This is a genomic window from Bacillus sp. z33 (assembly GCF_058313615.1).
The window spans coordinates 300,599-326,223 of the sequence record NZ_JBZFQN010000001.1 but is presented as its reverse complement, the minus strand read 5'-3'; the positions used below and the strand labels follow the sequence as shown (position 1 = coordinate 326,223).

Annotated in this window: 20 protein-coding genes and 2 pseudogenes; 17 read left to right on the top strand and 5 right to left on the bottom strand. The window is 37.0% G+C overall.

What is annotated here, in order from left to right:
* Window positions 1–92 precede the first annotated feature (92 nt).
* Window positions 93–623: a hypothetical protein gene (locus AC4G3L_RS01560; RefSeq protein ID WP_491075219.1), complete on the bottom strand. Its 531-nt coding sequence runs from the start codon at window positions 621–623 to the stop codon at window positions 93–95.
* Window positions 624–1,064: 441 nt separating this feature from the next.
* On the opposite strand from AC4G3L_RS01560, the gene AC4G3L_RS01555 reads away from it, so the two are divergent.
* The 5 genes and pseudogenes from AC4G3L_RS01555 to AC4G3L_RS01535 all read left to right on the top strand — a co-directional run.
* Entirely contained in the window at window positions 1,065–3,233 is a 2,169-nt protein-coding gene (locus AC4G3L_RS01555) for a DNA topoisomerase III (protein WP_491075218.1), read from the top strand.
* A gap of 93 nt (window positions 3,234–3,326) precedes the next feature.
* Entirely contained in the window at window positions 3,327–4,253 is a 927-nt protein-coding gene (locus tag AC4G3L_RS01550; protein WP_491075217.1) for a manganese-dependent inorganic pyrophosphatase, read from the top strand.
* A 385-nt stretch (window positions 4,254–4,638) separates the two neighbouring features.
* Complete coding sequence (locus AC4G3L_RS01545) at window positions 4,639–5,088, top strand: YueI family protein (RefSeq protein ID WP_491075216.1); 450 nt, start codon at window positions 4,639–4,641, stop codon at window positions 5,086–5,088.
* Window positions 5,089–5,281: 193 nt separating this feature from the next.
* Window positions 5,282–7,522 carry an AAA domain-containing protein gene (locus AC4G3L_RS01540; protein ID WP_491075215.1) on the top strand — a complete coding sequence of 747 codons (2,241 nt, stop codon included), beginning with the start codon at window positions 5,282–5,284 and terminating at the stop codon, window positions 7,520–7,522.
* A gap of 44 nt (window positions 7,523–7,566) precedes the next feature.
* Window positions 7,567–7,674: pseudogene (locus tag AC4G3L_RS01535) on the top strand (ribonucleotide-diphosphate reductase subunit beta); the annotation flags it as partial.
* Between the two features lie 47 nt (window positions 7,675–7,721).
* On the opposite strand, the gene AC4G3L_RS01530 reads toward AC4G3L_RS01535, so the two are convergent.
* The gene (locus tag AC4G3L_RS01530) at window positions 7,722–7,874 is read right to left on the bottom strand and encodes a YpzG family protein (protein ID WP_491075214.1); all 153 of its coding nucleotides are present in this window, start codon (window positions 7,872–7,874) and stop codon (window positions 7,722–7,724) included.
* A 681-nt stretch (window positions 7,875–8,555) separates the two neighbouring features.
* Between AC4G3L_RS01530 and AC4G3L_RS01525 the strand changes: the two genes are divergently transcribed.
* The 7 genes from AC4G3L_RS01525 to AC4G3L_RS01495 all read left to right on the top strand — a co-directional run bounded on the left by AC4G3L_RS01525 (window position 8,556) and on the right by AC4G3L_RS01495 (window position 14,706).
* Entirely contained in the window at window positions 8,556–9,158 is a 603-nt protein-coding gene (locus tag AC4G3L_RS01525) for a DUF6438 domain-containing protein (RefSeq protein ID WP_491075213.1), read from the top strand.
* A 138-nt stretch (window positions 9,159–9,296) separates the two neighbouring features.
* Window positions 9,297–10,394, top strand: coding sequence for a branched-chain amino acid aminotransferase (locus tag AC4G3L_RS01520; RefSeq protein WP_491075212.1), 1,098 nt, complete (start codon window positions 9,297–9,299; stop codon window positions 10,392–10,394).
* A 238-nt stretch (window positions 10,395–10,632) separates the two neighbouring features.
* Window positions 10,633–11,067 carry a MarR family winged helix-turn-helix transcriptional regulator gene (locus AC4G3L_RS01515; RefSeq protein WP_491075211.1) on the top strand — a complete coding sequence of 145 codons (435 nt, stop codon included), beginning with the start codon at window positions 10,633–10,635 and terminating at the stop codon, window positions 11,065–11,067.
* Window positions 11,068–11,094: 27 nt separating this feature from the next.
* Window positions 11,095–11,961 carry a YitT family protein gene (locus tag AC4G3L_RS01510; protein ID WP_491075210.1) on the top strand — a complete coding sequence of 289 codons (867 nt, stop codon included), beginning with the start codon at window positions 11,095–11,097 and terminating at the stop codon, window positions 11,959–11,961.
* A 128-nt stretch (window positions 11,962–12,089) separates the two neighbouring features.
* Window positions 12,090–12,815, top strand: a complete 726-nt coding sequence (locus AC4G3L_RS01505) for a gamma-glutamyl-gamma-aminobutyrate hydrolase family protein (protein ID WP_491075209.1) — start codon at window positions 12,090–12,092, stop codon at window positions 12,813–12,815.
* 123 nt (window positions 12,816–12,938) lie between these two features.
* Window positions 12,939–13,418, top strand: coding sequence for an acyl-CoA thioesterase (locus tag AC4G3L_RS01500; RefSeq protein WP_491076217.1), 480 nt, complete (start codon window positions 12,939–12,941; stop codon window positions 13,416–13,418).
* Between the two features lie 943 nt (window positions 13,419–14,361).
* Window positions 14,362–14,706: a PTS lactose/cellobiose transporter subunit IIA gene (locus tag AC4G3L_RS01495; protein WP_491075208.1), complete on the top strand. Its 345-nt coding sequence runs from the start codon at window positions 14,362–14,364 to the stop codon at window positions 14,704–14,706.
* Window positions 14,707–15,188: 482 nt separating this feature from the next.
* On the opposite strand, the gene AC4G3L_RS01490 is transcribed toward AC4G3L_RS01495, so the two are convergent.
* Window positions 15,189–15,440, bottom strand: coding sequence for an alpha/beta-type small acid-soluble spore protein (locus AC4G3L_RS01490; protein WP_491075207.1), 252 nt, complete (start codon window positions 15,438–15,440; stop codon window positions 15,189–15,191).
* A gap of 116 nt (window positions 15,441–15,556) precedes the next feature.
* Between AC4G3L_RS01490 and AC4G3L_RS01485 the strand changes: the two genes are divergently transcribed.
* Window positions 15,557–16,312, top strand: coding sequence for an exodeoxyribonuclease III (locus AC4G3L_RS01485; RefSeq protein ID WP_491075206.1), 756 nt, complete (start codon window positions 15,557–15,559; stop codon window positions 16,310–16,312).
* 354 nt (window positions 16,313–16,666) lie between these two features.
* Entirely contained in the window at window positions 16,667–17,038 is a 372-nt protein-coding gene (locus AC4G3L_RS01480; protein WP_491075205.1) for an iron chaperone, read from the top strand.
* Window positions 17,039–17,282: 244 nt separating this feature from the next.
* Here the strand turns inward: AC4G3L_RS01480 and AC4G3L_RS01475 are convergent, their stop codons facing one another.
* Complete coding sequence (locus tag AC4G3L_RS01475) at window positions 17,283–18,554, bottom strand: MFS transporter (RefSeq protein WP_491075204.1); 1,272 nt, start codon at window positions 18,552–18,554, stop codon at window positions 17,283–17,285.
* A gap of 661 nt (window positions 18,555–19,215) precedes the next feature.
* Window positions 19,216–19,359 (bottom strand): annotated as a pseudogene (locus AC4G3L_RS01470) (alkaline phosphatase family protein); the annotation flags it as partial.
* Between the two features lie 362 nt (window positions 19,360–19,721).
* Here AC4G3L_RS01470 and AC4G3L_RS01465 point away from each other — a divergent pair.
* The 3 genes from AC4G3L_RS01465 (at window position 19,722) to AC4G3L_RS01455 (ending at window position 25,572) form a co-directional block, all read left to right on the top strand.
* Window positions 19,722–20,540, top strand: coding sequence for a pyruvate, water dikinase regulatory protein (locus AC4G3L_RS01465; protein ID WP_491075203.1), 819 nt, complete (start codon window positions 19,722–19,724; stop codon window positions 20,538–20,540).
* Complete coding sequence (gene ppdK / locus AC4G3L_RS01460) at window positions 20,540–23,203, top strand: pyruvate, phosphate dikinase (RefSeq protein ID WP_491075202.1); 2,664 nt, start codon at window positions 20,540–20,542, stop codon at window positions 23,201–23,203. Before AC4G3L_RS01465 ends, ppdK begins: the two co-directional genes overlap by 1 nt.
* A gap of 203 nt (window positions 23,204–23,406) precedes the next feature.
* On the top strand, window positions 23,407–25,572 hold the full coding sequence (locus AC4G3L_RS01455) for an ATP-dependent Clp protease ATP-binding subunit (RefSeq protein ID WP_491075201.1): 2,166 nt from the start codon (window positions 23,407–23,409) through the stop codon (window positions 25,570–25,572).
* Window positions 25,573–25,625: the final 53 nt, after the last annotated feature.

The window sequence follows — 25,625 nt, the reverse complement described above, 5'->3', positions numbered from 1 at the left end:
ATGAATGACTCAGAAGCAGTTCATGTACACAATTAAAACCTCATCAATTAAGTAACGGGTTCGGTTGATGGGCTAAAAATGCAATTTTACCTTTAATGAATCAAAGATTTATATAAATCTTGAATGTGGATTACCATATCTTCAATTTTATGTTCATCATTTAGATTTGCTTGCCCAGTTATGATTTCAACTATTGATTTTTCACGACTATCTTTTTGGAGCTGTAATTCTACTGTAAAATTATAAACGCTATCTTCTGCGTCTACCTTTTCGTATTCAATGTCCTTAATCTTAAAATGGTAATGATCGCGATACGGTTGAATCATTAAAGTTGAACCGTAGCTATTAACAAATTCTGTATAGGAAGTTTCGTTTGCAAAATAATTTTTAAATAGCTTTTCTTCATGTTGATTTAGGGCTCTAAGCTTTTGTACAGTTTCTCTATTCAATATTTGTTTCAGTTCATCACTTGGTCCTGTAAGGCTATTCTGTAATACAGCTTCGATGGTCTGAATATTTTCATCTTGTTTTTTCGTTTCCTTTTTTTCAGTACAACCAACTAACATGAATAGAAGCACAGCAGATAAAGCGAACGTAAAAAAATTATTCACTCGTTTATTCATGTAAATCCTCCTTCTTTAATTTTTTAAAACATAAAACACCTCATTGTCCTTTCAGGAGTACGCGCACGCCAGTTGGAACTTGATTTTAAATCCCGTGAGCTTCGTATGCCTTCTAATGTTGAGCAAGATGAATATTCTCCATACATATACTTCCTTTTATTTAATCAAATCGATTAGTTCTCACTTCAAAATTTCATCTATCAGATAGCCTTTTTTTGATCTTATGGTTAACAGTAAAAGGCGTTACGAAGGGTTATACCACTAAATATACTCTAATCAATTTTCGTTATCCATCCTTTTCCAGATTAATCATTTCAGAATCTTTGTAGTAAGATAGATGTAACAATAAAAACGGTAAACATGGTACTATTAGAAGTGGACTTTTTAAACAGTTAAGCTTTAATAGGTTTTAAATATACATAGAAGGAGTTTGACCTGAACATGGGATTTCCATTGATTATCGCGGAGAAACCGGATCAAGGAGTTACGCTGGCCTCACCATTCTCTTTCAAAAAACGTGACGGATATTTAGAGATTGCTCCTAATGATGTTTTTCCGCAGGGGGCATTATGTACGTGGGCGATTGGACATTTAACTGAGCTATCCTCGCCGGAAAAATATAAACCTGAGTGGAAAAAATGGGCCATTGCAACATTGCCTATCATTCCTGATAGATTTACATATGAAGTGACAAAATCAAAAACAAAGCAGTTTAATATTATCAAGCAATTGTTGAAGCGAGCGGATGTAGATTCAATTATCCATGCCGGCGATGCCGGGAGGGAAGGAGAATTAATTGTCCGTAATATCATTGCAGTCAGCGGCATTCGTAAACCGATGAAGCGACTTTGGATCTCGTCTTTAACAAAAAAATCAATTATAGAGGGATTTAACAGCCTACGTGACAGCCAGGAGACAGTACCTCTTTATCATGAAGCCTATACTCGATCATGTGCGGATTGGCTTGTTGGCATGAATGCATCAAGAGCCTATTCCTTGCTGCTCAAACAAAAAGGAATGAATGATGTATTCTCTGCAGGAAGGGTGCAAACTCCTACACTGGCTTTGATCGTAAAACGTGAATTGGAGATAGAAAAATTCGAATCCAAACCATTTTGGGAAGCTATTGCTACATTTGATATTAATGGGAGTATCTATGAAGGCAAATGGGAAAAGGATCAGGAGTCCCGGCTGGATAAACAGGAGCTGGCGCAAAATATCGCCGCTTTTTGCAAGAATAAAGACGCGAAGATTATAGAAATGAAGACAGAACGTAAAGAATTCCAGCCACCGTTATTATTTAATTTATCGGCTTTGCAGGCAACAGCCAATAAAATGTACAAGTATTCTCCTAAACAAACACTGGATATCACGCAAAAATTGTATCAAAAGGGAATTGTCTCTTATCCGCGGAGTGATTCAAACTATGTGACCAGAGGGGAGGCAGAAACATTTCCGGAAATCCTGGCAAAACTGGCCCAGTTTGAGGAATATAAACCTTTTATACCAGTTCCCAATCCATCCATAATAAATAACTCCCGCTTCGTTAATGAAAAGAAAGTATCTGATCACTATGCAATTATTCCTACTGAACAGGTTAAAAACCCAGCGAAGCTTTCGGGAGAAGAGAGAAATATTTATGATTTAATTGTACGCCGATTAATTGCAGCTCACTATGAGTCAGCTATATTTGACTATACAACTTTAATCACGTTGGTAGATGGAAGAGCAGAGTTTGTTTCAAAAGGGAAGCAGCAAATACGTGAAGGCTGGCGTCAAATTATTTTTCAACAAGAAAAGGATGAAGATACCATTCTTCCGAACGTTCAAAAAGATGATGAGGGAAAAGTAAAGAACGTTAAAGTAAAAGAAGGAAAAACACAGCCGCCAAAACGGTATACTGAGGGACAATTAATTACATTAATGAAAACGGCCGGAAAACATCTTGATAATGAAGAGCTCGAAAAAGTATTAATGAAATCTGAAGGATTAGGTACAGAAGCAACAAGAGCAGGAATCATCACTATGCTGAAGGACAGAAAATATATTAATGTAAACAAGAATCAAGTGTATGCGACCGATAAAGCGAAAGTTTTGATTAGGGCGATAGGTGATGAAATATTGGCCTCACCTGAAATGACAGCTAAATGGGAACAACGTTTGGCGGAAATCGGGCAAGGGAAAGCATCAGCCGCTCAATTCATGGAACAGACAAAGAAACTAACCGGAAAAATTATTGAAGATGCTGTGAAAGGTTTTGAAACCTGGGATTTTACAGGATTAAAAGTTGAATCAATTGAACGTACTTCTTCCAAGTTTACAACCGGGAAAAAAGTAGGCGCTTGTCCACTTTGTAAAGGGGATATTGTCGATAAGGGTGAGTTTTATGGATGTGCGAATTATCGCCAAAACCAGTGTAAATTCACGTTCTCGAAAAAAATTCTTGGGAAAAAGGTCTCCCAAACCAATATGCAGAAATTATTGAGTGTTGGGAAAACCAATATCATTAAAGGATTTAAAAAGGGAGAAAAATCATTTGATGCAGCGATTGAATGGAAGGACGGTAAAATTAATTTTCTGTTTTCAAATGAAATTGCTCCAAAAACTTAAAAATTATCGTGCATTCAGGTATAATGGTCGAAGAAGTTTCCGTTTGCGTGTATGTAAATGGAGTACATAATTATATTAAGGGAGTTTTTGTAAATGAGTAAAGTATTGATTTTTGGACATAAAAATCCAGATACGGACACAATTTGTTCGGCAATCGCTTATGCGGAATTAAAAAAAGAGTTAGGTGTTGAGGCTGAGCCGGTACGTCTTGGTGCTATTAACGGTGAAACGCAATATGCACTTGATACATTTAAAATGGCAGCTCCCCGTTTGGTTGAGAAAGTTTCAGAGGAAGCACAGGAAGTTATCCTTGTGGATCACAATGAAAGACAACAAAGTGCAAATGATATCGAGCAAGTACGAGTTTTAGAAGTTATTGATCATCACCGAATTGCCAACTTCGAAACAGCTGATCCATTGTACTACCGTGCAGAGCCGGTTGGTTGTACAGCAACCATTTTAAATAAACTCTACAAAGAGAACGGTGTTAAAATCAGAAAAGAAGTGGCGGGATTAATGTTATCTGCAATCATTTCTGATTCCTTATTGTTCAAATCTCCAACATGCACAGAACAGGATGTGGCTGCAGCAAAGGAATTAGCTGAAATTGCTGGCGTAGATGCAGATGTTTATGGATTAGAAATGTTAAAAGCAGGTGCAGATTTAAGCAAGAAAACAATTGCAGAATTAATTTCATTAGATGCTAAAGAATTCTCCATGGGTACTTCCAAAGTGGAAATTGCGCAAGTTAATGCAGTAGATACGAATGAAGTGATGGCGAAGCAAGCTGAATTGGAAGAAATCATGCAAGCAACTATTAGTGTAAAGGGTCTGGATTTATTCTTATTGGTTGTTACGGATATCTTAACTAATGATTCTGTTGCGCTTGCCCTTGGTCAAAAAGCGGCGGCTGTTGAGAAAGCTTTCAATGTAACATTAGTAAACAATACAGCAGTTCTTAAAGGGGTCGTATCCCGTAAGAAACAAGTGGTTCCAGCATTAACAGAAGCTTTATCGTAAATAATACTTGCAAAATTCTTGGCGTAATGTTATATTAATATATGCGATGAGCTGAATTGTGTAAGTCGATCACAGACCTTCGGGTACACACTATGTGGAGTGTGGTGACTCGCCTCAATTTTTCGTAAAAGACACCTGTTTTTAACAGGTGTCTTTTTATATTTATATATCACTATGAGTGCTTGATATGGATTCGGTTTAATTACTGAGAAGCTATACCCATTAATATACATAAAGTATAGGGTTAAAACTAAAAATGTAAGAGAGATTTACACGTTTTTCTGCACTGAGGAAACACTAGAAGACCTTTATTAAACTAAACAAATACAAATGATCAATTCCAAATACCTTACATATGTTGATTATTACTCAAGGAGGAAATGACATGAATAAGAAAACAGTAGATGATATTTTACAAGAAGGAATTCATGGGGCTAAAGAGATAAAGCCTGCTGAACGAAAAGAATTTTTGGGGACTATACGTGAACGTGTTGTAGTCGTATTGACACAGGCTCAGGTTTTTCAAAAACAAATTCCCAATGGATTTATGGAACTATTAAAAACGAATAAGGAAGCTAAACTATTTTTAAATGGGCACATCAATTATTCCCATCTATCCAAATTTGTTAAAGCAGCAGATGAACTTGGAATTCAATTTAAAATCGTTACTAACAAAGAATATAATTCGCCTAACGGGCTGGTCTTGGCTTATGATCATGCCATAAATAAGGAAAATATTATGTTAATGGAGCAATCAGCTGAAAATAAGGCTGAACAAACCGTAAAAAAGAATGGTTTCTTTGCATCGCTAAAACAAATGTTTATAAAAAATTAATAAATATTCTTTATACATTACTATGAATCATGGCCACTATATAAAAAAGGCACGTTTCGATCATATCTTAACGAATACTTAGGCGTAGATTCCGCATTAGATGAACGTGCCATCCCCTATTCGAGTTGATGTTTGTGTGGTATAGTAATCAAATTGGAGATAAATTAGGTTTATAATTTGAGGGGCACAAAAAATGAATTCAACACGAGAATATATAGAAGAATGGCAGGAAGCACTTGAAGAGGAAATTCAGTATCTAAAAAAATATGGAAGCACACGCTATCACTTGATGAATGGTAATAAGATTACATCAGGTGATTCTTTTACGTATTATTTTGAATCATCCAGTGTATTGAGAATCCCTGTTGGAACAAATGCTAAACTGGAATGGGGCGGCAGTCGTTATGATGCCAGAATTCTATCCTCTGAAGGCAATAGTTTACTCTTATCTCTTGATCAATCAATAGGGGAATTGATCGAGGAAGCTACGATTTATCATGATCCATGGGAACTCTTGGATCAGTTGATCGAAAGACTCGATGATATAAGAAAAAGCAAGCGGAAAAGAAGTCGGGTTAAACGTATTATGGAGCCTTCCATGCCTGATAAACGGGTAGACAAAACAAGTAAAAGCTCGGTTCGTGAACTATACGCCCGTTCCAAATATAACCCGGTCACCTTTGTTTGGGGACCGCCCGGCACAGGAAAAACATACACGCTGGCTCGAACGGCAGCCAATAAGTATTTTAAAAAGAAACGTATTTTAGTTCTCTCTCATAGCAATCAGGCTGTTGATGTTCTGCTTGCTGAGATTACGGGATTTGTTAAACGAGCGGATCGTTTTCAAGAAGGGGATATATTACGGTATGGCTCTCAAACTGGTGAAGGGCTTCTGATGCATGGGGATATATTACCTGGTAAATTACTGGAAAGTCATGATGGTCAATTAGTAAAGGAAAGAGACTCGATTGCTGAAGAAAAAAGACTGCTTAAAAAGGATTTGTCTATGTCATTCAGCGTACGTGACTCAGAGCAACTGCTTGACCTGGAAAAAAAGCTAGGGAGAATCTTAGAGAAAATAAGGCAAAAGGAAATCCATCTCTTGAAAAATGCCTATATAATTGGCACGACTCTCGCTAAAGCTGCAATGGATGCAAGTATATATGAACAAGAGTATGATCTTGTTTTGATTGATGAGGCCAGTATGGCCTTTATCCCGCAAATTGCATTTGCCGGCTCTCTTGCCAAGCGGTGTATTATTTGTGGAGACTTTAAGCAATTGCCTCCTATCGCCGTTTCACGGGGAGAACTTGTAGACCGCTGGTTGAAAGAGGATATTTTTCACCGTGCCGGAGTTGCTGATATTGCGCGTGGGGGAAAACTTCATACGCATCTATTTCTATTAAAAGAACAGCGGAGAATGCATCCTGACATCTCTGCTTTCACGAATCAATATGTTTACAATTCATTAGTAGGAGATCATCCAAGTGTCCATATAAATAAAAAAGAAATCGTCTCAAAGTCACCTTTCCCAGATCGTGCATCTGTGTTGTTAAATACAAGTTTTACCGGAGAACATTGCTTTACGGGTACTTCCTCCGGATCCAGAATGAATTTGATGAACCTGTTATTATCTTTTCAGATTATCCATGAAGCTTATAGCACCGGTACCAAATCAATCGGTTATGCTACCCCATACCGCGCACAGGCGCAGTTAATGGAAACGTTAATTAAAGACTTGTACGGAGAAGATAATGGTCTTCATGATATTTTGGCCGCCACTGTCCATCGTTTCCAGGGAAGTGAACGGGAATTAATGGTATTTGACAGTGTGGACAGTTATCCTCAAAATCGGGCTGGTATGTTATTGACGGGAAGGGAAAGTGAACGACTTCTTAATGTTGCGATAACTAGGACAAAAGGAAAGTTGATTCATGTCAGCGATGTAGAGTTTATAGAATCAAAAGTATCCCATTCTAAAACCCTTCATCAGCTCGTTCAGTATCAGATGAAACGGAACCAAATGGTCAAAATGGACCAAATAGGCAAGTGGATTACCAATCATCATCCGAAATTACAATGGATTTACGCACGGAATTTGGAAGGGTTTTATGAAGATATAAAACAAGCCCATTCCTCCATTATTCTCTCCTTGCCAAATTCCAGTATTTTATCACAAGAGTTTGTTCAAAAAGTAAAAATAAGGAATTCAAGGACAAGGTTAATGATGTATTCTCCTGATTCCCATTCCTATTTAGATCCTGATATCCATCTTCAGGATGGACCAAGTTTTAGTTTCGTTATTATGGATCAAAAAGTTCTTTGGCTAGGAATTCCGCTTGAAGCAAATAGGCGGGTTCAGCCCCCGTACATTGGGATTCGCCTGGAATCTGAAGCTTTTGTCCAACATTTTCTGCAACAGCTGCCAAAATAAATGGCAGGCCGCCATTTTCAGATGTTCCCGATAAAAACCCAGGGTGGATTGTTGCATATCAGGAAGTAGATTTAGGCAAGACTGATTTCTTTGAACAAAAATCACGACAATATACAAAAACAACAGATTCCAATGGATTTGATGAATTGTAAAGAGAAAAAAAGACGCCGATTTCGGCGTCTTTTTCTTGAAGGCATCCTTACCAGCGGTGAGCTTTCGCATTGCTTCTCAAAATAATATTGGTTTGGGACATTTCTGTATGTCCATTAACCTGTGATTTTGAGCGCTTCCGCCTTGTCCAGTTATGGTGAAAAAGAGAAGAGTGTGGATCTAACTGATTCCGATAACTCATTGCTTATCACCCCATCAGTAGGATACGTTCCAATGCCCAGTTAGGACATCAATAATAGGATAGGCAAAATCGGGGATTTCTATTCTCAGAAAATGTTTACACAATAATTTGTAATATATGATAAAATAGATAAGAATGTAAAATTTTAGTGAGATTAGAAGTGTCAGATTAGAACATGTTGCTTTTCATAATTAGAGTGAATATCAATATGTATTGTTTGGATGCCTGTTTTTAAAACGATCCTACCATATGTGCAGGCTAAGCAGGTTGTAGAAACTCCATTCTTTTTCTTGGGCAAAAGTTCTCATATAGCAATATTCCTCGATTAAACAAGCTAACCATTATTCTAACTTCAGAACTTGACACTAAATTAACATACTTTCTCATTTTTTTAGAAGCTAAAATAAACGAACGTTTTTTTTATACTTATTACGAACTAAATTTAAATTCAAAAATAAGAAAATTATCTCATTTATTAAAGGGGAAATATGCATGAAATAGACTATATTAGTCTTTAATTAATGAGAAAAAATAACTTATTATAAGTTTCATTGGTCTTTCCTCATGCATAAGTACCATAGGATAATCATATGGGATATGTTTGAAAATAGAGCACGGTGATATATATAGAAAATCAGAGCATAAAAAGACCAGTTTGGACTAATAGGAGGATTTTAAAAGTTGTTTAAAGAAATTTCCATCTCGCGGACATCATGCCTTGGTGTATCCCCAATCTATCAGGCAACACTCACAAGTGAAGGACATGTAAGTTGGCAAGGTGAGAAGCATGTTTCATGTATAGGAGTTAAAAACTTTACGGTTACCAAGCAACGAATTAAAAAAATAGAGGATCTCTTGCTTACGTTTGATTACAAGAATTTTATCTATCAAACCACTGCACACATTGTACCGGATAGCCCAACTTGTATCACCAGAGTGGTTTATAAATATGGTGAACACAAGACAGTTGTACATGATTTGGGAGATCAAGATGCAAGTTGTGAAAATAGTAAGCATTCATTAAAAAAATTAGATTCCTTTGAAAGGAAACTGGAAGAGTTACTGGGACTAAAATATTTAATTAAACAGCCGCTCTACCTTTTCCATATTAAAAGAAAATCAAACCCTCATGAAGAATATGTTTTATCAAGCTCCAATCAATCAGAAGCATTTCAAATGATTAATGTTTACGAGGCCAATTACAATGACTGGCAGATTGAAAAGTTAGGTAAGGACAGTACAGGGCATATTCAACCGTACATTATTATGAGGTCTAAAGATTAAGCAATCTATAGGGTTGGTTATATATTTCCATTAAAATGGGATTTTTAAATTAATAGTAGGTTTGATACTTGCGGATTACCCCTTTGAGGAGTACAATTAATTTTATTAATTATTCTGACAATTTAAAGGGGACATCACATGGATACTCATCAAATATCTATAACACAAACCAATTATAAAAAAGAAAAGCCTAACGCTGAAACACTTGGTTTTGGTAGAATTTTTACCGATCACATGTTTATCATGGATTATGATGAAGATATGGGTGGGTGGCATGATCCAAGGATTATCCCCTATCAACCCATTACATTAGAGCCATCCTGTATGACTTTCCACTATGGTCAAACGGTTTTTGAAGGATTAAAGGCTTACCATACTCACGATAATCGTGTTTTTCTATTTAGGCCAGAGAAGAACTTTGAACGTATGAATAAATCCAATGATCGTTTATGCATTCCTCATATAGATGAGTCGTTTGCGATCAAAGCTTTGGAACTCCTTATTGATATGGATCGAGATTGGATTCCGGATCGGGAGGGAACCTCTTTATACATACGTCCGTTTATTATTGCTACTGAGCCGTATTTAGGTGTTTCACCATCCAAGCATTATCAATTTATGATTATTTTATCCCCGGTAGGAGCGTATTATAAAGAAGGAATAAACCCCGTTCGAATTGGTGTAGAAAAAGAATATGTTCGTTCTGTAAAAGGCGGTACGGGTATGGCGAAGACAGGAGGGAATTATTCATCCAGTCTTAAAGCGCAAGAAATAGCAGAAGCACTTGGCTGTTCACAGGTACTGTGGCTGGATGCAATTGAGAAAAAGTATATTGAAGAAGTGGGCAGCATGAATGTCTTCTTTAAAATAAATGGTGAAATTGTCACACCATCGTTGAACGGCAGTGTTTTGGATGGAGTGACTCGTCATTCTATTATCCAGCTGTTACGGCACTGGGATATCCCTGTAACAGAACGTCGGGTTTCAATACAGGAGATCATTGAGGCAAATAAAAATGGGACCTTGGAAGAGGCCTTTGGTACGGGAACGGCAGCGGTTGTCTCTCCAATTGGTGAGTTTCTATGGAATGATGAAATTCTGGCTGTTAATCAAGGTGAAATTGGTAACACGACACAAAAATTATATGATACCATCACTGGAATACAAAATGGAAAAATAGACGATCCTTTTAATTGGATTAAGGAAGTAAAAGAATCAAGCAAAACGCATGTATAAAATAAATTGATTAAGAGACGTGGGTAACCACGTTCTTTTTTATGTTTTTTTAGTTCTCTACATGCTAATAATAATTGCTTAACGAAGGGCAGTCTTATTATTAATCGTTGTATTTAATTGTCTAGATGAAATTTAGTTAAAGTGTTTAATTATTAACATGGTTTATTATTTTATGATATAATAATTAAGCAAAAAGAAAAGTAAATAATATTCTCTATATGAGAGAGGGCAATAAAAAATGAACCGTAAAGAACCTCATTTGCAAGATATTGAAGATAAATTGATTTCTACCGTAAGAACCATTATGTCGGAAATTACACAGCACCAGGATTTGGGGATTACCGGATCTCAATTTCATCTGTTAAATAAAATTGAACAAGAAAAAGTGACAAATGTAAAACATTTAGCAAATGTCCTAAAAGTGAAACCAAGTGCAATCACAGTTATGCTTGAAAGGCTGGTTCAACATGGGTTTGTTTCCAGAGTACAGGATGAGAAGGATAGGAGATCAGTAGCTGTAACACTTACCGAAGATGGGGTTCGAGTACTTCAGAAGGCAAGAGAAAACACCAGAGTAATTTTGGGGAAATATGCTGCTTTATTGGATGAAGATGAATTGAAGGTATTAAATTCCATCCTTCAAAAATTTTCGGTTTATCAATCGAAATCATAATTATTTATAAAGAAAGAAGGGACAGTTTTGCCAAAAACACATAAAAAAGCATCTATATTTAAAATACTAACGAGATTTTTATTCATTACACTTGGTGCAGTCCTGATGGCTGTCTCATTGGAACTCTTCTTGGTACCAAACAGTGTTATTGATGGCGGAATAACTGGGATATCCATCATGCTTTCCCATATAACCAAACTACAGTTGGGACTATTCATCTTTATTATTAACTTGCCATTCCTTTATATTGGTTACAAACAAATTGGTAAAACGTTTGCTATTTCCTCTATTTATGGTATTGCTGTGCTTTCTGTTAGTACAGCAATGCTGCATCATGTTGAGCCATTTACAGATGAGAAAATCCTGGCTGTGTTATTTGGAGGATTGATTCTTGGACTTGGAGTTGGGATTGTCATTCGTGTTGGCGGCGCCCTTGATGGTACAGAGATCATAGCGATTTTATTATCTAGGAAATTTAGATTACCAGTTGGACAAATCATTATGTTCATAAATGTTTTCATCTTTATTGCTGCAGGTTTTGTGTTTGAATGGGATTCTGCAATGTATTCTATTTTCGCGTATTATATGGCCGCTAAGGTTATGGATATCGTCGTAGAAGGTTTAAATGAATCTAGATCTGTAACGATTATTTCTAACGATTACGAAGAAATTTCAGAGGCTATTCAGGATCGTCTTGGAAGATCAACCACGTTTATTTATGCAAAAGGTGGCTACCTAAAGGAAGATACGCAAATGGTTTATTGCGTAATGACACGTCTCGAATTGGCTAAATTAAAAGATTTAGTTCATGATATTGATGAAAATGCCTTTATAGCGATCCAGAACGTCTCAGATGTTATGGGCGGGAGCTTTGAAAAGAAAAATATTCACTAATACTACTAAATTGATAGCAGCTCATAATTGGGCTGCTATTTTTTGTGTAGTTATGTGATGTAAATTTTTACTAGAGTAAAAGATTTGTAATAAGGGAAAAGGGATGTAGCTGAGGGAGGAATACAGATATGAAAAATGATAAACCGATTATTGGGTTAACAAGCAATATATTAAAAATAGAAGGAAACCAAACGACAACAGTATATTTAAGTTATTCAGAAGCAATTAAAAAAACAGGTGGAATTCCACTGATTTTTCCAATAGGAAATGAAGAACTTGCTAAAGTATGGGTTTCCATGGTGGATGGTATTTTATTAACTGGCGGTATAGATGTAAATCCACAATTTTATAATGAGCCGCCGAGTGAGGATTTGGGAATCACAAATAAGGGTTTAGATGTATCACATTTCCAAATCATTAATGAAGCACGTAAACAGGGAAAACCTTTATTTGGGATTTGCAGAGGTGCGCATTTAATTAATGTGGCTGCAGGGGGAAGTCTCTACCAGCATGTAGAAGAAGATAAAGAGGATAATAATAAAGATAATTTGGAGCATTTATCCAATGTAGAGAGGCCTGAGCCAGTTCATACGGTCTATTTAGAAAAGGACAGCCAACTTTTCAGTATTGTTAAAAAAGATAAAGTGGACGTAAATAGTTTCCATCATCAAGGCATAAAAGTGTTGGGTAAAGGATTAAAGCCAGTCGCGAAGGCTGAAGATGGATTAATAGAAGCTTTTGAGGGGATAAATGAACCTATTATGGGGACACAATTCCACCCTGAAGAATTACGTAAACATGATGCCAGCATGGATAAATTGTTGAAACATTTTATTGCTGTTTGCGGGTCGTGAAGTCGAGTTGAAAGGGACAGAAACAAAAGAATAAACTTCCTGACAAGACTGCCATTTGGCAGTCTTTATTCATCTATAGTATATTGGGATATATGGAATATATTAGGGTGGTGGGTCGTGAGCATGGACAATGAAGGAAAAGCACCAAATGTCTCAAAAACATATTTGACAGATTTAGTTTTACCGGCTGATACAAACCAATACAATTCGGTTTTTGGCGGTAAGGTAATGGCGTATGTTGATAAAATCGCCGGAATTGCAGCAATGCGTCATTGCAGAAAGCCCGTGGTTACCGCATCAAGTGATTCATTTGATTTTCATGCACCCATTAAATCAGGGCAAGCCATCTGTTTGGAAGCTTTTGTAACCTGGTCACACCATACCTCTATGGTAGTTTATGTGAAGGTTGAAGGAGAAAACCTTATGACGGGAGAAAGAAGACTAACATCTGAGGCATTTCTTACCATGATTGCAATTGATAAAGAAGGGAAGCCATCATCAGTACCTAAAATACGACCTGAAACAGAATTGGAAAAAGAGTTGTATCAGCGTGCTGAAGAGAAATATCAGGAACGGAAAAGGCGAAAGCAGCAATCTAAATAAGGGAATCATAAAAGCGTTGAAAACATGTTCTTCAAGGCTTTAATTTATGATTTTGTACCTGCTAATATTTCTTAATAATTTTAGCTTCTTAAAAATAGTCCTCAACTAGAAGAAGATTTTTAGAAACGAATAGGTATAGATGAGCTGGTTCTGCCAAGGGAGAAAAAATACATACAAAGGTGAGAAAAGAGTAAAAACAATTGATAAGTTGATTGGAGGTAGTTAATTTACTTTCTTCTTTGTATGCTGATTTGTAAGGTAGTTATCAGGATATAAATACTATGAAGTAACCTTTGCAATTCCCTGAATTATAAGGATGCTTGACATGTGGCTGACATGGTGGAGGGTCCTTGAAAAGGCAAAGGAGGATCGAGGAGCTCAGCTGTTATTATCTAAGATCGATAAAGATACATGTTTAGAGCGATCCAACTCCAATTCAGTTACCTGATAAAGCTAGATTACTATTAATAGAGGTTAAAGTAGATGATTAATGGAGGGCTGAGACCTTCCTTTTTTCATTATTGCCAAATAAATAAGATGCCATATTAGCCATGTGTATCCTTCTGAAACTGCACAGTGTTTACAGAGAGTTAAATAGACGCCGGATCTAAAGCACAGTATTTAATTGATGATTATCCTATTCGTTAAATTTGGAACCACTAGATAATAGTAACTCAAACGAAGGATTTATAATTATATTTAAATATTAATAACGAATGCTGATGACTATGGAATTTAGAACGTGTTAAATATCTGGTTAGTAAAGCCTTTAAAAGGGGTATTGTTTTATTATCATCACGGATGAGTATTAGACTATGGAACACTAAATGGAAATTCTAATCCGATACGTATTAAGTGTATGAAACTATAGATGAGCATAGTGGAGAATCAGACACGAGGACTGCCGGCTTATAAAAGATCAAATCTAAAGGATGGAGGGAAAATGATGAATGAAGTAGAAATATTCAGGTTAATTCTCCATGGTGGAGACGGTCGGAGTTGTGCGATGGAAGCCATTGCTGCAGCGAAGCACGGAGATTATAACTTGGCTCACCAAAAATTGAAAGAATCAACAGATGCCATTCTAATGGCTCATCAGTCGCAAGTTTCTTTAATACAGAAAGATACAGACGGAGAAATCATGAATGTATCACAATTGATGGTACATGCACAGAATAGTTTGAAGAAAACCTTGACAGTTAAGAATATGGCTGCTGAGTTCGTAGAATTTTATGAAAGCAGCGAGTTACATTCCAGAAATAATAAAAGGATTTATAATAATGCATGAGGATTTACCTGTGAAGGGATTATGGTTTATTAATAAATTAAAGCTGATAAAGAAAAACTGGTAATAGTAGGAGCGTTGCCAACTAAAAAAGCAAGATTACCTATACGTATTTACTTACCTTTTAATCGAAGTGTAGCTATAAAGACGCTTATTTTTTACAACAAGCTGTCAATTTATAAGGGATTAAGGGAAGTTTATCTTATGACAGCATTGTTGAAATCATCTGTATGATTACAAAATAAGGTCTAAACCAGTAGAAATTGATGATCTTTCGATAGCGTCTGAAGATTGGTGTACTAAATTAAAATCATGTGAGAGTGAGACAGCAATTAGGGAGTTAAAAGATTGGCTGTAATTGCGTTAACGAGCATTAATCTTGTACCATCGAGTAAGTTAATAAAATTATTGGAAAAACTGTCGCACTCATTATTCAGCAATTATTATTCTCCACATAGCTATTTTGAAGCCTGAGAGGCTTTTTTTTAATGCCTTAATAAATTTTTCTTTGCTAATTTAGTTAATTCCTTCACCATACTTCCACCGAGTTTGCCGCCGATTTTACCGGCATCTACCGCAGCCATTCGACCATTATAGCCTTCATTCAGGGGAATGCCAAGATCTTTAGCTACTTCATATTTAGCTCTGTCATGATGGTTAGTATGTGCCACTTTTGCTTTTAGTTGATCTAATTGTTCTCTTGCCTCAGGTACTAAAATCTTTCTACGTTTTGCCATCGTTAATCACTTCTCCTTTCCCATTAAGGTGCCCAAAGGGTCATTCATCTACTCGATTTGTTATAATGAAAAATGAATACAAAAGATAGAAATTTAGCAGGGGGATCAGTTAAGGCATGAAATTTGTTTCTTGGAATGTTAATGGGATAAGAGCTTGCGTTGGAAAAGAGTTTTTGGACACTTTTAAAGAATTAAACGCTGATATTTTTTGCTTGCAGGAAACCAAACTGCAGGAGGGCCAGATTAATCTTGAACTCGATGGTTATTATCAATACTGGAATTATGCCGTTAAAAAAGGATACTCAGGCACTGCAATTTTTTCTCGTCAAAAACCTTTATCGGTTAAATACGGAATAGGAAATGATGAGTACGATGTAGAAGGCAGAGCTATCACATTGGAATTTGACCAATTTTTTATTGTAAATGTATATACACCAAATTCACAGCGTGACCTGGCGAGGCTTGGGTACCGTTTGGTTTGGGAAGATTTACTGTATGCTTATTTACATGAGCTGAATCAAGAGAAACCTGTTATTTTAACTGGGGATTTAAACGTCGCTCACTCTGAGATTGACTTGCGAAACCCTAAATCAAATAAAGGAAATTCTGGCTTCACAGACGAGGAACGCGGTAAAATGACAGCTTTATTGAATAGCGGATTCGTAGATTCATTCCGATTTCTCTATCCTGATAAAACAGAGATGTATAGCTGGTGGTCGTATATGAGTAAAGTACGTGAAAGAAATATTGGTTGGCGGATCGATTACTTTATTGTTTCACAATCAGTCGCAGAACTGATTACTGAGGCAGAAATCCATACATCGATTATGGGAAGTGATCACTGTCCAATTTCTTTAGAAATGGATTTTTGAGTAGGTTGGCACTAAACATTTGGCTATCCTTATCGACGTAGAACTAGTAATTAACCAAAATGAAGTTAGAGGAACAAAGTGCCTGGCTAGCTCCATACAGAGGTTAAAGATTATTTACCCTAATAGGAGTTTAGGAAGGTAAGAACGGGTAAGTCTAAAGAATATATTAAAGGTATAAACATGGCAGATTTATCGCACTTTTCTGTTGAAGTGTCCCATATATAAAGTATGGGACACTTTACACCATCAGATAAGGTGTTGTTGTAGAGCGTGCATGACAAATTCATATGTAGTATTTACGATAAAGTGTTTAAGAACTTTTCGAAATCTATAAATTTTTTGGGAGGGAATAACATGGGAGTTTTTTCTGATTTTTTAGGAGGGATAGATAACTCATCCCAACGAGACAAAACAGAGGAAGTGTTTACTTGGATAAAAAATAAATATCCCAATTTAAACACTGAAATTAAATGGAATCAACCGATGTTTACAGATCACGGAACATTTATTATTGGCTTTAGTGTTTCTAAGAAACATTTAGCTGTCGCCCCTGAAAGTGTAACGATAACCCATGTAGAGGATGATATTGTAAAGGCTGGCTATGACTATACAAAGGAGCTGATAAGAATCCCTTGGAACGTACCAGTAGATTATACACTGCTTGATAAAATGATTGAATTTAATATTTGGGACAAGGTAAATTGTTCTACTTTTTGGAGGAAATAAAAAATAAAGTCACTATTACTGTAGACGAGAAGAATTACCTAAACAGTGTAAATGCCTCATTTCATACACTGCATCTGTATAATTGGTAAAAAGTACATAATAAAAGACCTCAAATAGGTGAGGTCAATTAAATGTAGGGTTTACGAAAGAATTTGAAGAATCTCTCTAACATCTTCTAATTAAGCTTCTTATTCTATCCTCTCTTATATCTTTTATATAAAAAAGATTTTATGCTCTTCAGTCTCTATAATTTAGCAGAAACAGTAGGGGCATGATGTGCTGTATTCGGTACTCGAAGCATAAACAGACCGCCAATGATAAATAGGATTACTAAACTTAGTACACCAATATTTGTATTTCCAGTAATTTGCGTTGTAATCCCCATTAAAAATGGCCCTGTAATCGCTGCAAATTTCCCGAAAATATTATAAAAACCAAAAAATTCATTTGAAGACTCTTTCGGTACTAATTTAGCGTAATAGGAGCGGCTTAAAGCCTGAATCCCGCCCTGTGATGTACCAACCAGGATAGCCAATATCCAAAAATCAAGCGCTGATGTAATAAAATAAGCATAGATACAAATAAATGTGTAGATGGCTATCCCGACCAATATCATAGTTTTTTCGTTGTATTTAGCTGCCAATCTGGCGTAAGCAATAGAGAAGGGGGCAGCTATGACTTGCGTGACAAACAAGACAATTAATAGGGTAGTTGAGCTAAAGCCTAAATCAGATCCATAAGCAGTGGACATCGTGATTATGGTATGCACACCGTCAATATAAAAAAAGTAAGCGATCAAGAAGATAAACAAATTGCGATAGGTCCGAATATTTTGAAAGGTTGCACTCAGACGTTTGAAGCTCATCCGGATTGGATTTGGTACACGCTCGATAAAATAGGTTTGTTGTACGTTCTTAAGCATCGGAATGGTAAATAACCCCCACCAAAGGGCTGTGATAATAAAAGAAGCCTGCATCGCTACAGTCACCGATAAAGGAATGATTTCCTGTTGCGCAAGTAGGGTAAGGGCAATCCCAATGATAAAGGGAATGGTACTTCCGATATATCCTAATGCGTATCCGTGCGCAGAGAGCTTGCTCATCTTTGTGTCATCTGTTACATCGACCAAAAAAGCATCGTAAAAAATATTGGCGCCAGCAAAGCCGATCGATGTGATGATATAGCAAACCAATAAAATGATCCATTGATTGAAAGGAACGATTGCCAGCATTAACGTAAATAGAGTACCAAGAGAGAAAAAGAAGATAAAGAAACGTTTTTTATACCCCTTAAAATCAGCAATCGTCCCCAGTAAGGGAGCGAGGATAGAGACCAATAGAGTCCCAATTGAATTGGCATATCCCCAATAAGCAGTTGAATTGGCACTCGATATTTCGGCGGCATCGGCTGCTGCTTTAAAATAAATGGGAAAGATGGCTGTAACAATCACGATTGAATAGGCTGAATTAGCCCAATCGTATAAAGCCCAACTTTTTTCTTGTTTTGTTAAACTCATTGTCTTCCTCCTTTGTTCATAAGACTGAATATATGCTTCTATGACTTTATCCGTCTGTATCTCCAAGTTAAATCCTATTATTTTGACTAATGTAGGACCAATATCTACAAGCTGCATATCAGATATAATCTGTCCGCTTTGATGTTCTTTACCGGATGCAAAAAAACAGTCTGTAATCCGGTTTTTGAGGAGAATATCTATGTGCTGTCAATGTATGTCTTGTTCACTCTTCACATCTTCCGCGCTTATATGTTTAATGTAAACGCCTTCAAATGATTCCATAAAATAAAATCCTTTTCTTGCTTTCAGCATGAAAGTACAGTTAGGATCAGCCCCCATTTCATCTGCTTAGGAACCAGTCAATATTTGTTCAATCCCGTTGTCATCGTTCTCCTTTATTTTGGTTAATAGCATCCGTACCCTTTCATAAGTTAATTTGTCTTTTTTATCTTTTAGGTAAATATATGCCGATCCGTCACTGGATTTACACTAAGCCTTCCAATTTAGCCAATTTCCTTTTTTCTTAATATGTTTAAGATTTTCTTGATTAAACTGAGTGTTTATTTGTATTGATTTATTCTCGTCTAATGGGCTGTGATCACCCAAAACAATCAGAGGTGTTTCTTTTGATAGATGATCTGTACCAATATCAATCAGGAGATTACCTGCCTGGCTGCATAAATGTATAGTTTATAGTTCCGTGTTTTTTGGGGTAATTACCTGTGATGATGGATGTACAAGGATAGGTCAATGATGGGTATGTAGTTTGAACATGGGGTGCATAAGAGCCTGACTTGAGTATTTCCCTAAAAAGTGAAAGGGTTTATATTTTCGGTAAATCCAATGCAGATAAGCAATCAAAGGATCTCACAATCATCCGTTTTGTTAAGGCGTTCATAGATACCTCCATTTCTCGTTTAACTTTATTGTACTATTGTGGAGTAAATTGTATAGATTATTTTTTAAAATTTACTTAAAATTAAGATATATTTAAATATAAAGAGGCATTATGCCCTAAATACTTGAGGGAAATAAAATGTTATATACTGAATATCTAAATAGTATGTAATAATTGTTTTATTTTCCATATAATTGGTGATACTATTAAGTTATCCTAATCATAATAATTTGATTTTTTGTTAATTTGGTTATAGAAGGAGTGGGCCGATGGATACCATGGAAATAGTATATGTCATATCTGACTCTGTTGGTGAAACAGCAGAATTTGTAGTAAAAGCGGTTGCTACGCAGTTTAATGTTGGACAAGTAGAAATCAGAAGAAATTCATATGTGAAGAGTGAAGAAGATATCGATGAAATTATAAATTTAGCAAAACAGCATTCTTCAATTATTGCGTACACACTTGTTATTCCTGCATTAAAAGAGCATTTGGATTCGCAGGCAAAAGAGGTGAATGTGGTAGCCATTGATCTGTTATCTCCATTAATAAATGCTTTTGAAGAAAAATTCCGTAAATCTGCTACCCATCGATCGGGCCTAACAAGACAATTGGATGAGGATTATTTTCGTAAAGTGGATGCAGTTGAATTTGCAGTCAAGTACGACGATGGCAAAGATCCAAGGGGTCTTTTAAATGCTGATATTGTGTTAATTGGGGTTTCAAGAACCTCAAAAACTCCATTATCCATGTATTTAGCGCATAAAGGATATAAGGTGGCCAATGTGCCGTTAGTTCCAGAAGTTTCACCGCCTGATGAGTTATTTAAAATTAAAAGAAGTAAATGTATTGGTTTGATTATTACTCCTGATCAATTAAATGCTATCCGTAAAGAACGGCTAAAATCATTAGGATTAACCTCTCAATCTAGCTATGCCAGTTATGAGCGGATATTAGAGGAGTTGGATTATGCAGAAAAAATTATGAAAAGAGTCGGCTGCCCTATCATTAATGTTTCCAATAAAGCTATTGAAGAAACAGCGAGTATTATTCTGGATATTTTAAAAGGTGAGAGGAGCTATGCATGATGACTAATTACGTTTATCTCTTTAACGAAGGAAATAGTGATATGAAAGAATTACTGGGTGGAAAGGGGGCAAATTTAGCTGAAATGACGAAAATTGGTCTTCCTGTACCATTCGGATTCACCATCAGTACAGAAGCCTGTAACGCGTATTATGAAAATGAAAAACAAATTACTGAAGAAATGGAACAGCAAATTCTCGAAGCGCTGTATAGCCTAGAACAGAATACGGGTAAAAAACTTGGCGACCCAAGCAATCCACTCTTAGTTTCTGTCAGATCAGGATCCGTCTTTTCAATGCCCGGTATGATGGATACGGTATTAAATCTCGGGATGAATGATAAAACGGTTGTCGGTATGGCAGAGTTAACAGGAAATCCACGTTTTGCTTATGACTCTTATCGCCGTTTCATCCAAATGTTCAGTGATGTTGTTCTAGGAGTGGATGGATTTTATTTTGAGCAATTGCTTGAGGATGTACGTGAACAAAAAGGGTATCAAAATGACCCGGAATTAACTGCTGAGGACTGGATGGCTGTTATTGAAGGATATAAAAATATTGTTAAAAGGCATACGAAACAACGTTTCCCTGAAGACCCACGCCAACAAATGTTTTTAGCTGTAAAGGCAGTCTTTGATTCCTGGAATAATCAGCGTGCAAAAGTATACCGACGTCTAAATAAGATACCTGGACATTTAGGAACAGCAGTGAATATTCAAAGCATGGTTTTTGGGAATATGGGGGAAGACTCCGGTACAGGAGTAGCATTTACCAGGAATCCATCAACTGGAGAGCATGTATTATATGGAGAATATTTAATTAATGCTCAGGGAGAAGATGTTGTTGCAGGAATCAGGACACCACAGCCTATACATACTTTAGCGAGTGACATGCCCGATGTTTACAAACAATTCGTGAATACATGCAAGCAACTCGAAAAACACTATTTGGATATGCAGGATATAGAGTTCACGGTTGAACGCGGCCAATTATATATTCTTCAAACACGATCAGGTAAACGTACAGCACAGGCAGCTATCAGAATTGCGGTCGAGATGGTGCAGGAACAAATTATTGATAAGAACACAGCTCTGATGAGAGTGGATCCGGAGCAATTAGATCAATTGCTTCATTCCCGAATCGATGACACATTTGAACGGAATCAAATAGCTAAAGGTCTTCCAGCATCACCGGGAGCTGCTACAGGCATTGTTGTATTCGATGCCAATGAAGCTGAAAGTTTAGCGAATGAAGGACAAAAAGTTATTTTAGTCCGACCTGAAACGACACCTGACGATATTCATGGAATTATTGCTTCCCAGGGGATTGTCACAAGCCGCGGGGGAATGACCAGTCATGCTGCAGTGGTTGCCAGGGGGATGGGGAAACCATGTATATGCGGCTGTGAACCTGTAAAGATTGATCTGAGAGAAAAACAATTCAGTGTGAGCGATACAGTCATAAAACATCATGATACGATTACAATCGATGGTTCTACAGGGGAAATTATGCTTGGAGAGATTCCAATGATTGATCCGGAATTATCGGATGAATTTCGTACGTTATTATCATGGGCGGACGAAGCACGAAAACTTGGAGTACGTGCAAATGCCGATAATCCGGAGGATGCTAAAAAAGCTCTTGAATTTGGAGCTGGCGGTATTGGATTATGCCGAACGGAGCATATGTTCATGGATGCTAAACGGGTTCCGTTTGTTCAACAAATGATTCTTGCTGATACGATAAGTGAAAGAAATGAAGCGTTAAAGCACTTATTGCCAATGCAGCAAGGGGATTTTGAAGGGATTTTTGAGGCTATGCAAGGAAATCCGGTAACAATCCGTTTATTAGATCCTCCTTTGCATGAATTTTTGCCGGATAAAGAAGAATTACTTATACAGGTGACAAAGCTTCAGATCACAGATCCAGATTCTGAGGAATTAGTTAAAAAAGAACAATTATTAAAAAAGGTTCGTCAATTGGATGAGTTCAACCCGATGCTCGGACACAGAGGCTGCCGATTAGGGATGATTCATCCGGAAATATACGGAATGCAAGTAAAAGCCATTTTTTATGCGATTGCCAACTTAATGGACCGCAGTATACCGGTTCAACCTGAAATCATGATTCCGCTGGTTGGCCATGTAAATGAATTAAAACAAATGCGCAAGTTAGTGATTGACACAGCGGTTCAGGTGGAGGAAGAAACGAATAAAACATTCAAATACACAGTTGGCACCATGATTGAAATTCCAAGAGCAGCACTCACTGCCGATCAAATTGCCGAAGAGGCAGATTTCTTCTCATTTGGTACTAACGACTTAACTCAAACAACATTTGGATACAGCCGGGATGATGCGGAAGGGAAGTTTTTACAAACTTATATAGAAGATAAAGTCCTGCCAGAAAATCCTTTTGCCGTCCTTGATCAGGAAGGTGTGGGAAAGCTGGTTGAAATGGGCGTGAAATTGGGCAGACAAACAAAACCAGACTTGAAAACAGGCATATGCGGGGAGCATGGCGGTGAGAAAATTTCTATAGATTTCTGTTATAAAATGGGTTTGGATTATGTAAGTTGTTCTCCTTACCGCGTTCCATTGGCACGGCTGGCAGCAGCGCAGGCAACCTTGCGATACGATGAGGTAAAAGAAGCTGTTACAAATTAAATAGATTACAATCAAGGAAGCGGTTGAGTGCCGCTTCCTTATTATATGGAATAAAAAAATAGACAAATGGGTATAAAATAGTTGAAAGTCAAAAAAGGTCAGAGTATAATGGTATTAAGGTCAAAGATAGTCAAAGTCAGATTGACCAATTTTAAATTTAATTTTGAAAACTTAATTCGAGTAATTAAAAGGAGGAGACATTTATGGTTTGCGAAAAATGCCAACAAAACCAAGCAACTGTACAGATGCAAATACGGGTGAATGGACATCAGGAAAATCATCATTTGTGCTCTTCATGCTATAAAGAGGAACGCAATAAATTAGGGGCTCAAATGAGCGGAATGAATTTCAATTCATTTAGTCCTTTTTCACTTGATTCATTTTTTAAACAAAACAATGGAGATTCATTTATGTCAGGAATGCCAGGTTCAATGGATCCGACTAATCAAAAACATGTTAAAACACAGACGCAGCAGTCTCATGGCGGAGGATTACTTGATCAATATGGCCGCAACTTAACTCATAATGCAAGAGCTGGATTAATTGATCCAGTTATCGGACGTGAGGAAGAAGTGAAACGTGTCATTGAAATTTTGAATAGGCGTACTAAAAATAACCCAGTCCTGATCGGTGAGCCTGGTGTAGGTAAAACAGCGATTGCGGAAGGACTTGCACTTAAAATCGGAGAGGGAAATGTACCGCTTAAACTGAAAGATAAAGAAGTGTATCTTCTTGATGTGGCTTCTCTGGTATCTAATACAGGTATCCGCGGTCAATTTGAAGAACGGATGAAGCAACTTATTGCTGAATTACAAGCAAGAAAAAATGTCATCTTATTTATTGATGAGATTCATCAGCTTGTTGGTGCCGGTTCTGCCGAAGGCTCTATGGACGCAGGGAATATACTGAAACCGGCGCTTGCCCGTGGAGAATTACAATTGGTCGGTGCAACAACATTAAACGAATATCGTCAAATCGAAAAAGATGGAGCGCTGGAAAGGCGTTTCCAACCTGTAATGGTTAATGAGCCAACCACTGATGAAGCCTTGCTCATATTAAAAGGATTGAAGGAGAGATACGAATCCTACCATTCCGTTGAATATAGTGATGAAGTGTTGGAAGCAGCGGTCGAACTGTCACACCGATATATTCAGGATCGTTTCTTGCCGGATAAAGCGATTGATCTAATGGATGAAGCTGGTTCAAAATTGAACCTGACTATTGAAAATCACGGTGAAGAAGCAATAAAAGAAAGATTGGCACAAATTTATAAAGAAAAAGAACAGGCCTTAAAAGCAGAAGCATATGAACAGGCAGCGAAACTTCGTGATGAAGAAGAAAAACTGGAAAATATGCTTAAAACAGGTACTGGTGAGAAACCAAAAGTTACCGTTCAGGATATTCAGCACATCATTGAACAAAAAACAGGTATCCCAGTTGGTAAACTGCAAGAAGATGAGACCGTTCGAATGAATAAGCTTCAAGAGGAACTTACCAACAAAGTAATCGGCCAGGAAGAAGCCGTTAAAAAAGTAGCTAAAGCCGTTCGTCGGAGCCGTGCAGGATTAAAAGCCAAGAATCGTCCAATTGGTTCATTCTTATTTGTCGGTCCGACTGGAGTTGGGAAGACTGAGCTATCAAAAGCATTGGCAGAAGAATTGTTTGGCACAAAAGATTCGATGATTCGTTTAGATATGAGTGAATATATGGAAAAACACAGTGTTTCAAAATTAATCGGTTCACCTCCTGGATATGTTGGACATGAAGAAGCTGGCCAATTAACTGAGAAGGTCCGCCGTAAACCATATTCCATTATCCTATTGGATGAAATTGAAAAAGCGCATCCAGATGTCATGCATATGTTCTTGCAAATCCTTGAAGACGGACGTTTGACAGACAGTCAGGGACGCACAGTCAATTTTAAAGACACTGTTATTATCATGACAAGTAACGCAGGAGTCAGTGAGAAAGTTAAGAAAGTTGGGTTCGGTGCAGGAGGAGTAGAGGAGGAAGTTTCAATCCTTCAATCTCTAGGCAGCTATTTTAAACCCGAGTTCTTAAACCGTTTCGATAGCATCATTGAATTTAAATCTTTAACAAAAGAGAACTTAATTGAAATTGTGGATATTATGCTTGCTGAGTTATATGAAATGCTTGACCATGAAGGATTAAACCTGACAGTAACAGATGAAGTAAAAGAGAAGCTGGCTGATCTTGGATATAATCCTGCCTTTGGAGCACGTCCTTTAAGAAGGGTCATTCAGGAACAACTTGAGGATGGAATTGCAGACTGTGTCTTTGATCACCCCGATAAAAAGACATTTAAAGCAGAAGTAATTGAAAACCAGATTAAAGTAACAGCAAGTTAATAAGAAGCAAGAAGCCTCCTACCAGTGCGCTAGGAGGCTTTTTGTACGTAATT

Excerpts from the sequence above, each read along its gene's own strand:
- AC4G3L_RS01560 (WP_491075219.1), bottom strand. The coding sequence starts at position 623 with ATGAATAAACGAGTGAATAATTTTTTTACGTTCGCTTTATCTGCTGTG.
- AC4G3L_RS01555 (WP_491075218.1), top strand. The coding sequence starts at position 1,065 with ATGGGATTTCCATTGATTATCGCGGAGAAACCGGATCAAGGAGTTACG.
- AC4G3L_RS01550 (WP_491075217.1), top strand. The coding sequence starts at position 3,327 with ATGAGTAAAGTATTGATTTTTGGACATAAAAATCCAGATACGGACACA.
- AC4G3L_RS01545 (WP_491075216.1), top strand. The coding sequence starts at position 4,639 with ATGAATAAGAAAACAGTAGATGATATTTTACAAGAAGGAATTCATGGG.
- AC4G3L_RS01540 (WP_491075215.1), top strand. The coding sequence starts at position 5,282 with ATGAATTCAACACGAGAATATATAGAAGAATGGCAGGAAGCACTTGAA.
- AC4G3L_RS01530 (WP_491075214.1), bottom strand. The coding sequence starts at position 7,874 with ATGAGTTATCGGAATCAGTTAGATCCACACTCTTCTCTTTTTCACCAT.
- AC4G3L_RS01520 (WP_491075212.1), top strand. The coding sequence starts at position 9,297 with ATGGATACTCATCAAATATCTATAACACAAACCAATTATAAAAAAGAA.
- AC4G3L_RS01515 (WP_491075211.1), top strand. The coding sequence starts at position 10,633 with ATGAACCGTAAAGAACCTCATTTGCAAGATATTGAAGATAAATTGATT.
- AC4G3L_RS01505 (WP_491075209.1), top strand. The coding sequence starts at position 12,090 with ATGAAAAATGATAAACCGATTATTGGGTTAACAAGCAATATATTAAAA.
- AC4G3L_RS01500 (WP_491076217.1), top strand. The coding sequence starts at position 12,939 with ATGGACAATGAAGGAAAAGCACCAAATGTCTCAAAAACATATTTGACA.
- AC4G3L_RS01495 (WP_491075208.1), top strand. The coding sequence starts at position 14,362 with ATGATGAATGAAGTAGAAATATTCAGGTTAATTCTCCATGGTGGAGAC.
- AC4G3L_RS01490 (WP_491075207.1), bottom strand. The coding sequence starts at position 15,440 with ATGGCAAAACGTAGAAAGATTTTAGTACCTGAGGCAAGAGAACAATTA.
- AC4G3L_RS01485 (WP_491075206.1), top strand. The coding sequence starts at position 15,557 with ATGAAATTTGTTTCTTGGAATGTTAATGGGATAAGAGCTTGCGTTGGA.
- AC4G3L_RS01480 (WP_491075205.1), top strand. The coding sequence starts at position 16,667 with ATGGGAGTTTTTTCTGATTTTTTAGGAGGGATAGATAACTCATCCCAA.
- AC4G3L_RS01475 (WP_491075204.1), bottom strand. The coding sequence starts at position 18,554 with ATGAGTTTAACAAAACAAGAAAAAAGTTGGGCTTTATACGATTGGGCT.
- AC4G3L_RS01465 (WP_491075203.1), top strand. The coding sequence starts at position 19,722 with ATGGATACCATGGAAATAGTATATGTCATATCTGACTCTGTTGGTGAA.
- ppdK (WP_491075202.1), top strand. The coding sequence starts at position 20,540 with ATGACTAATTACGTTTATCTCTTTAACGAAGGAAATAGTGATATGAAA.
- AC4G3L_RS01455 (WP_491075201.1), top strand. The coding sequence starts at position 23,407 with ATGGTTTGCGAAAAATGCCAACAAAACCAAGCAACTGTACAGATGCAA.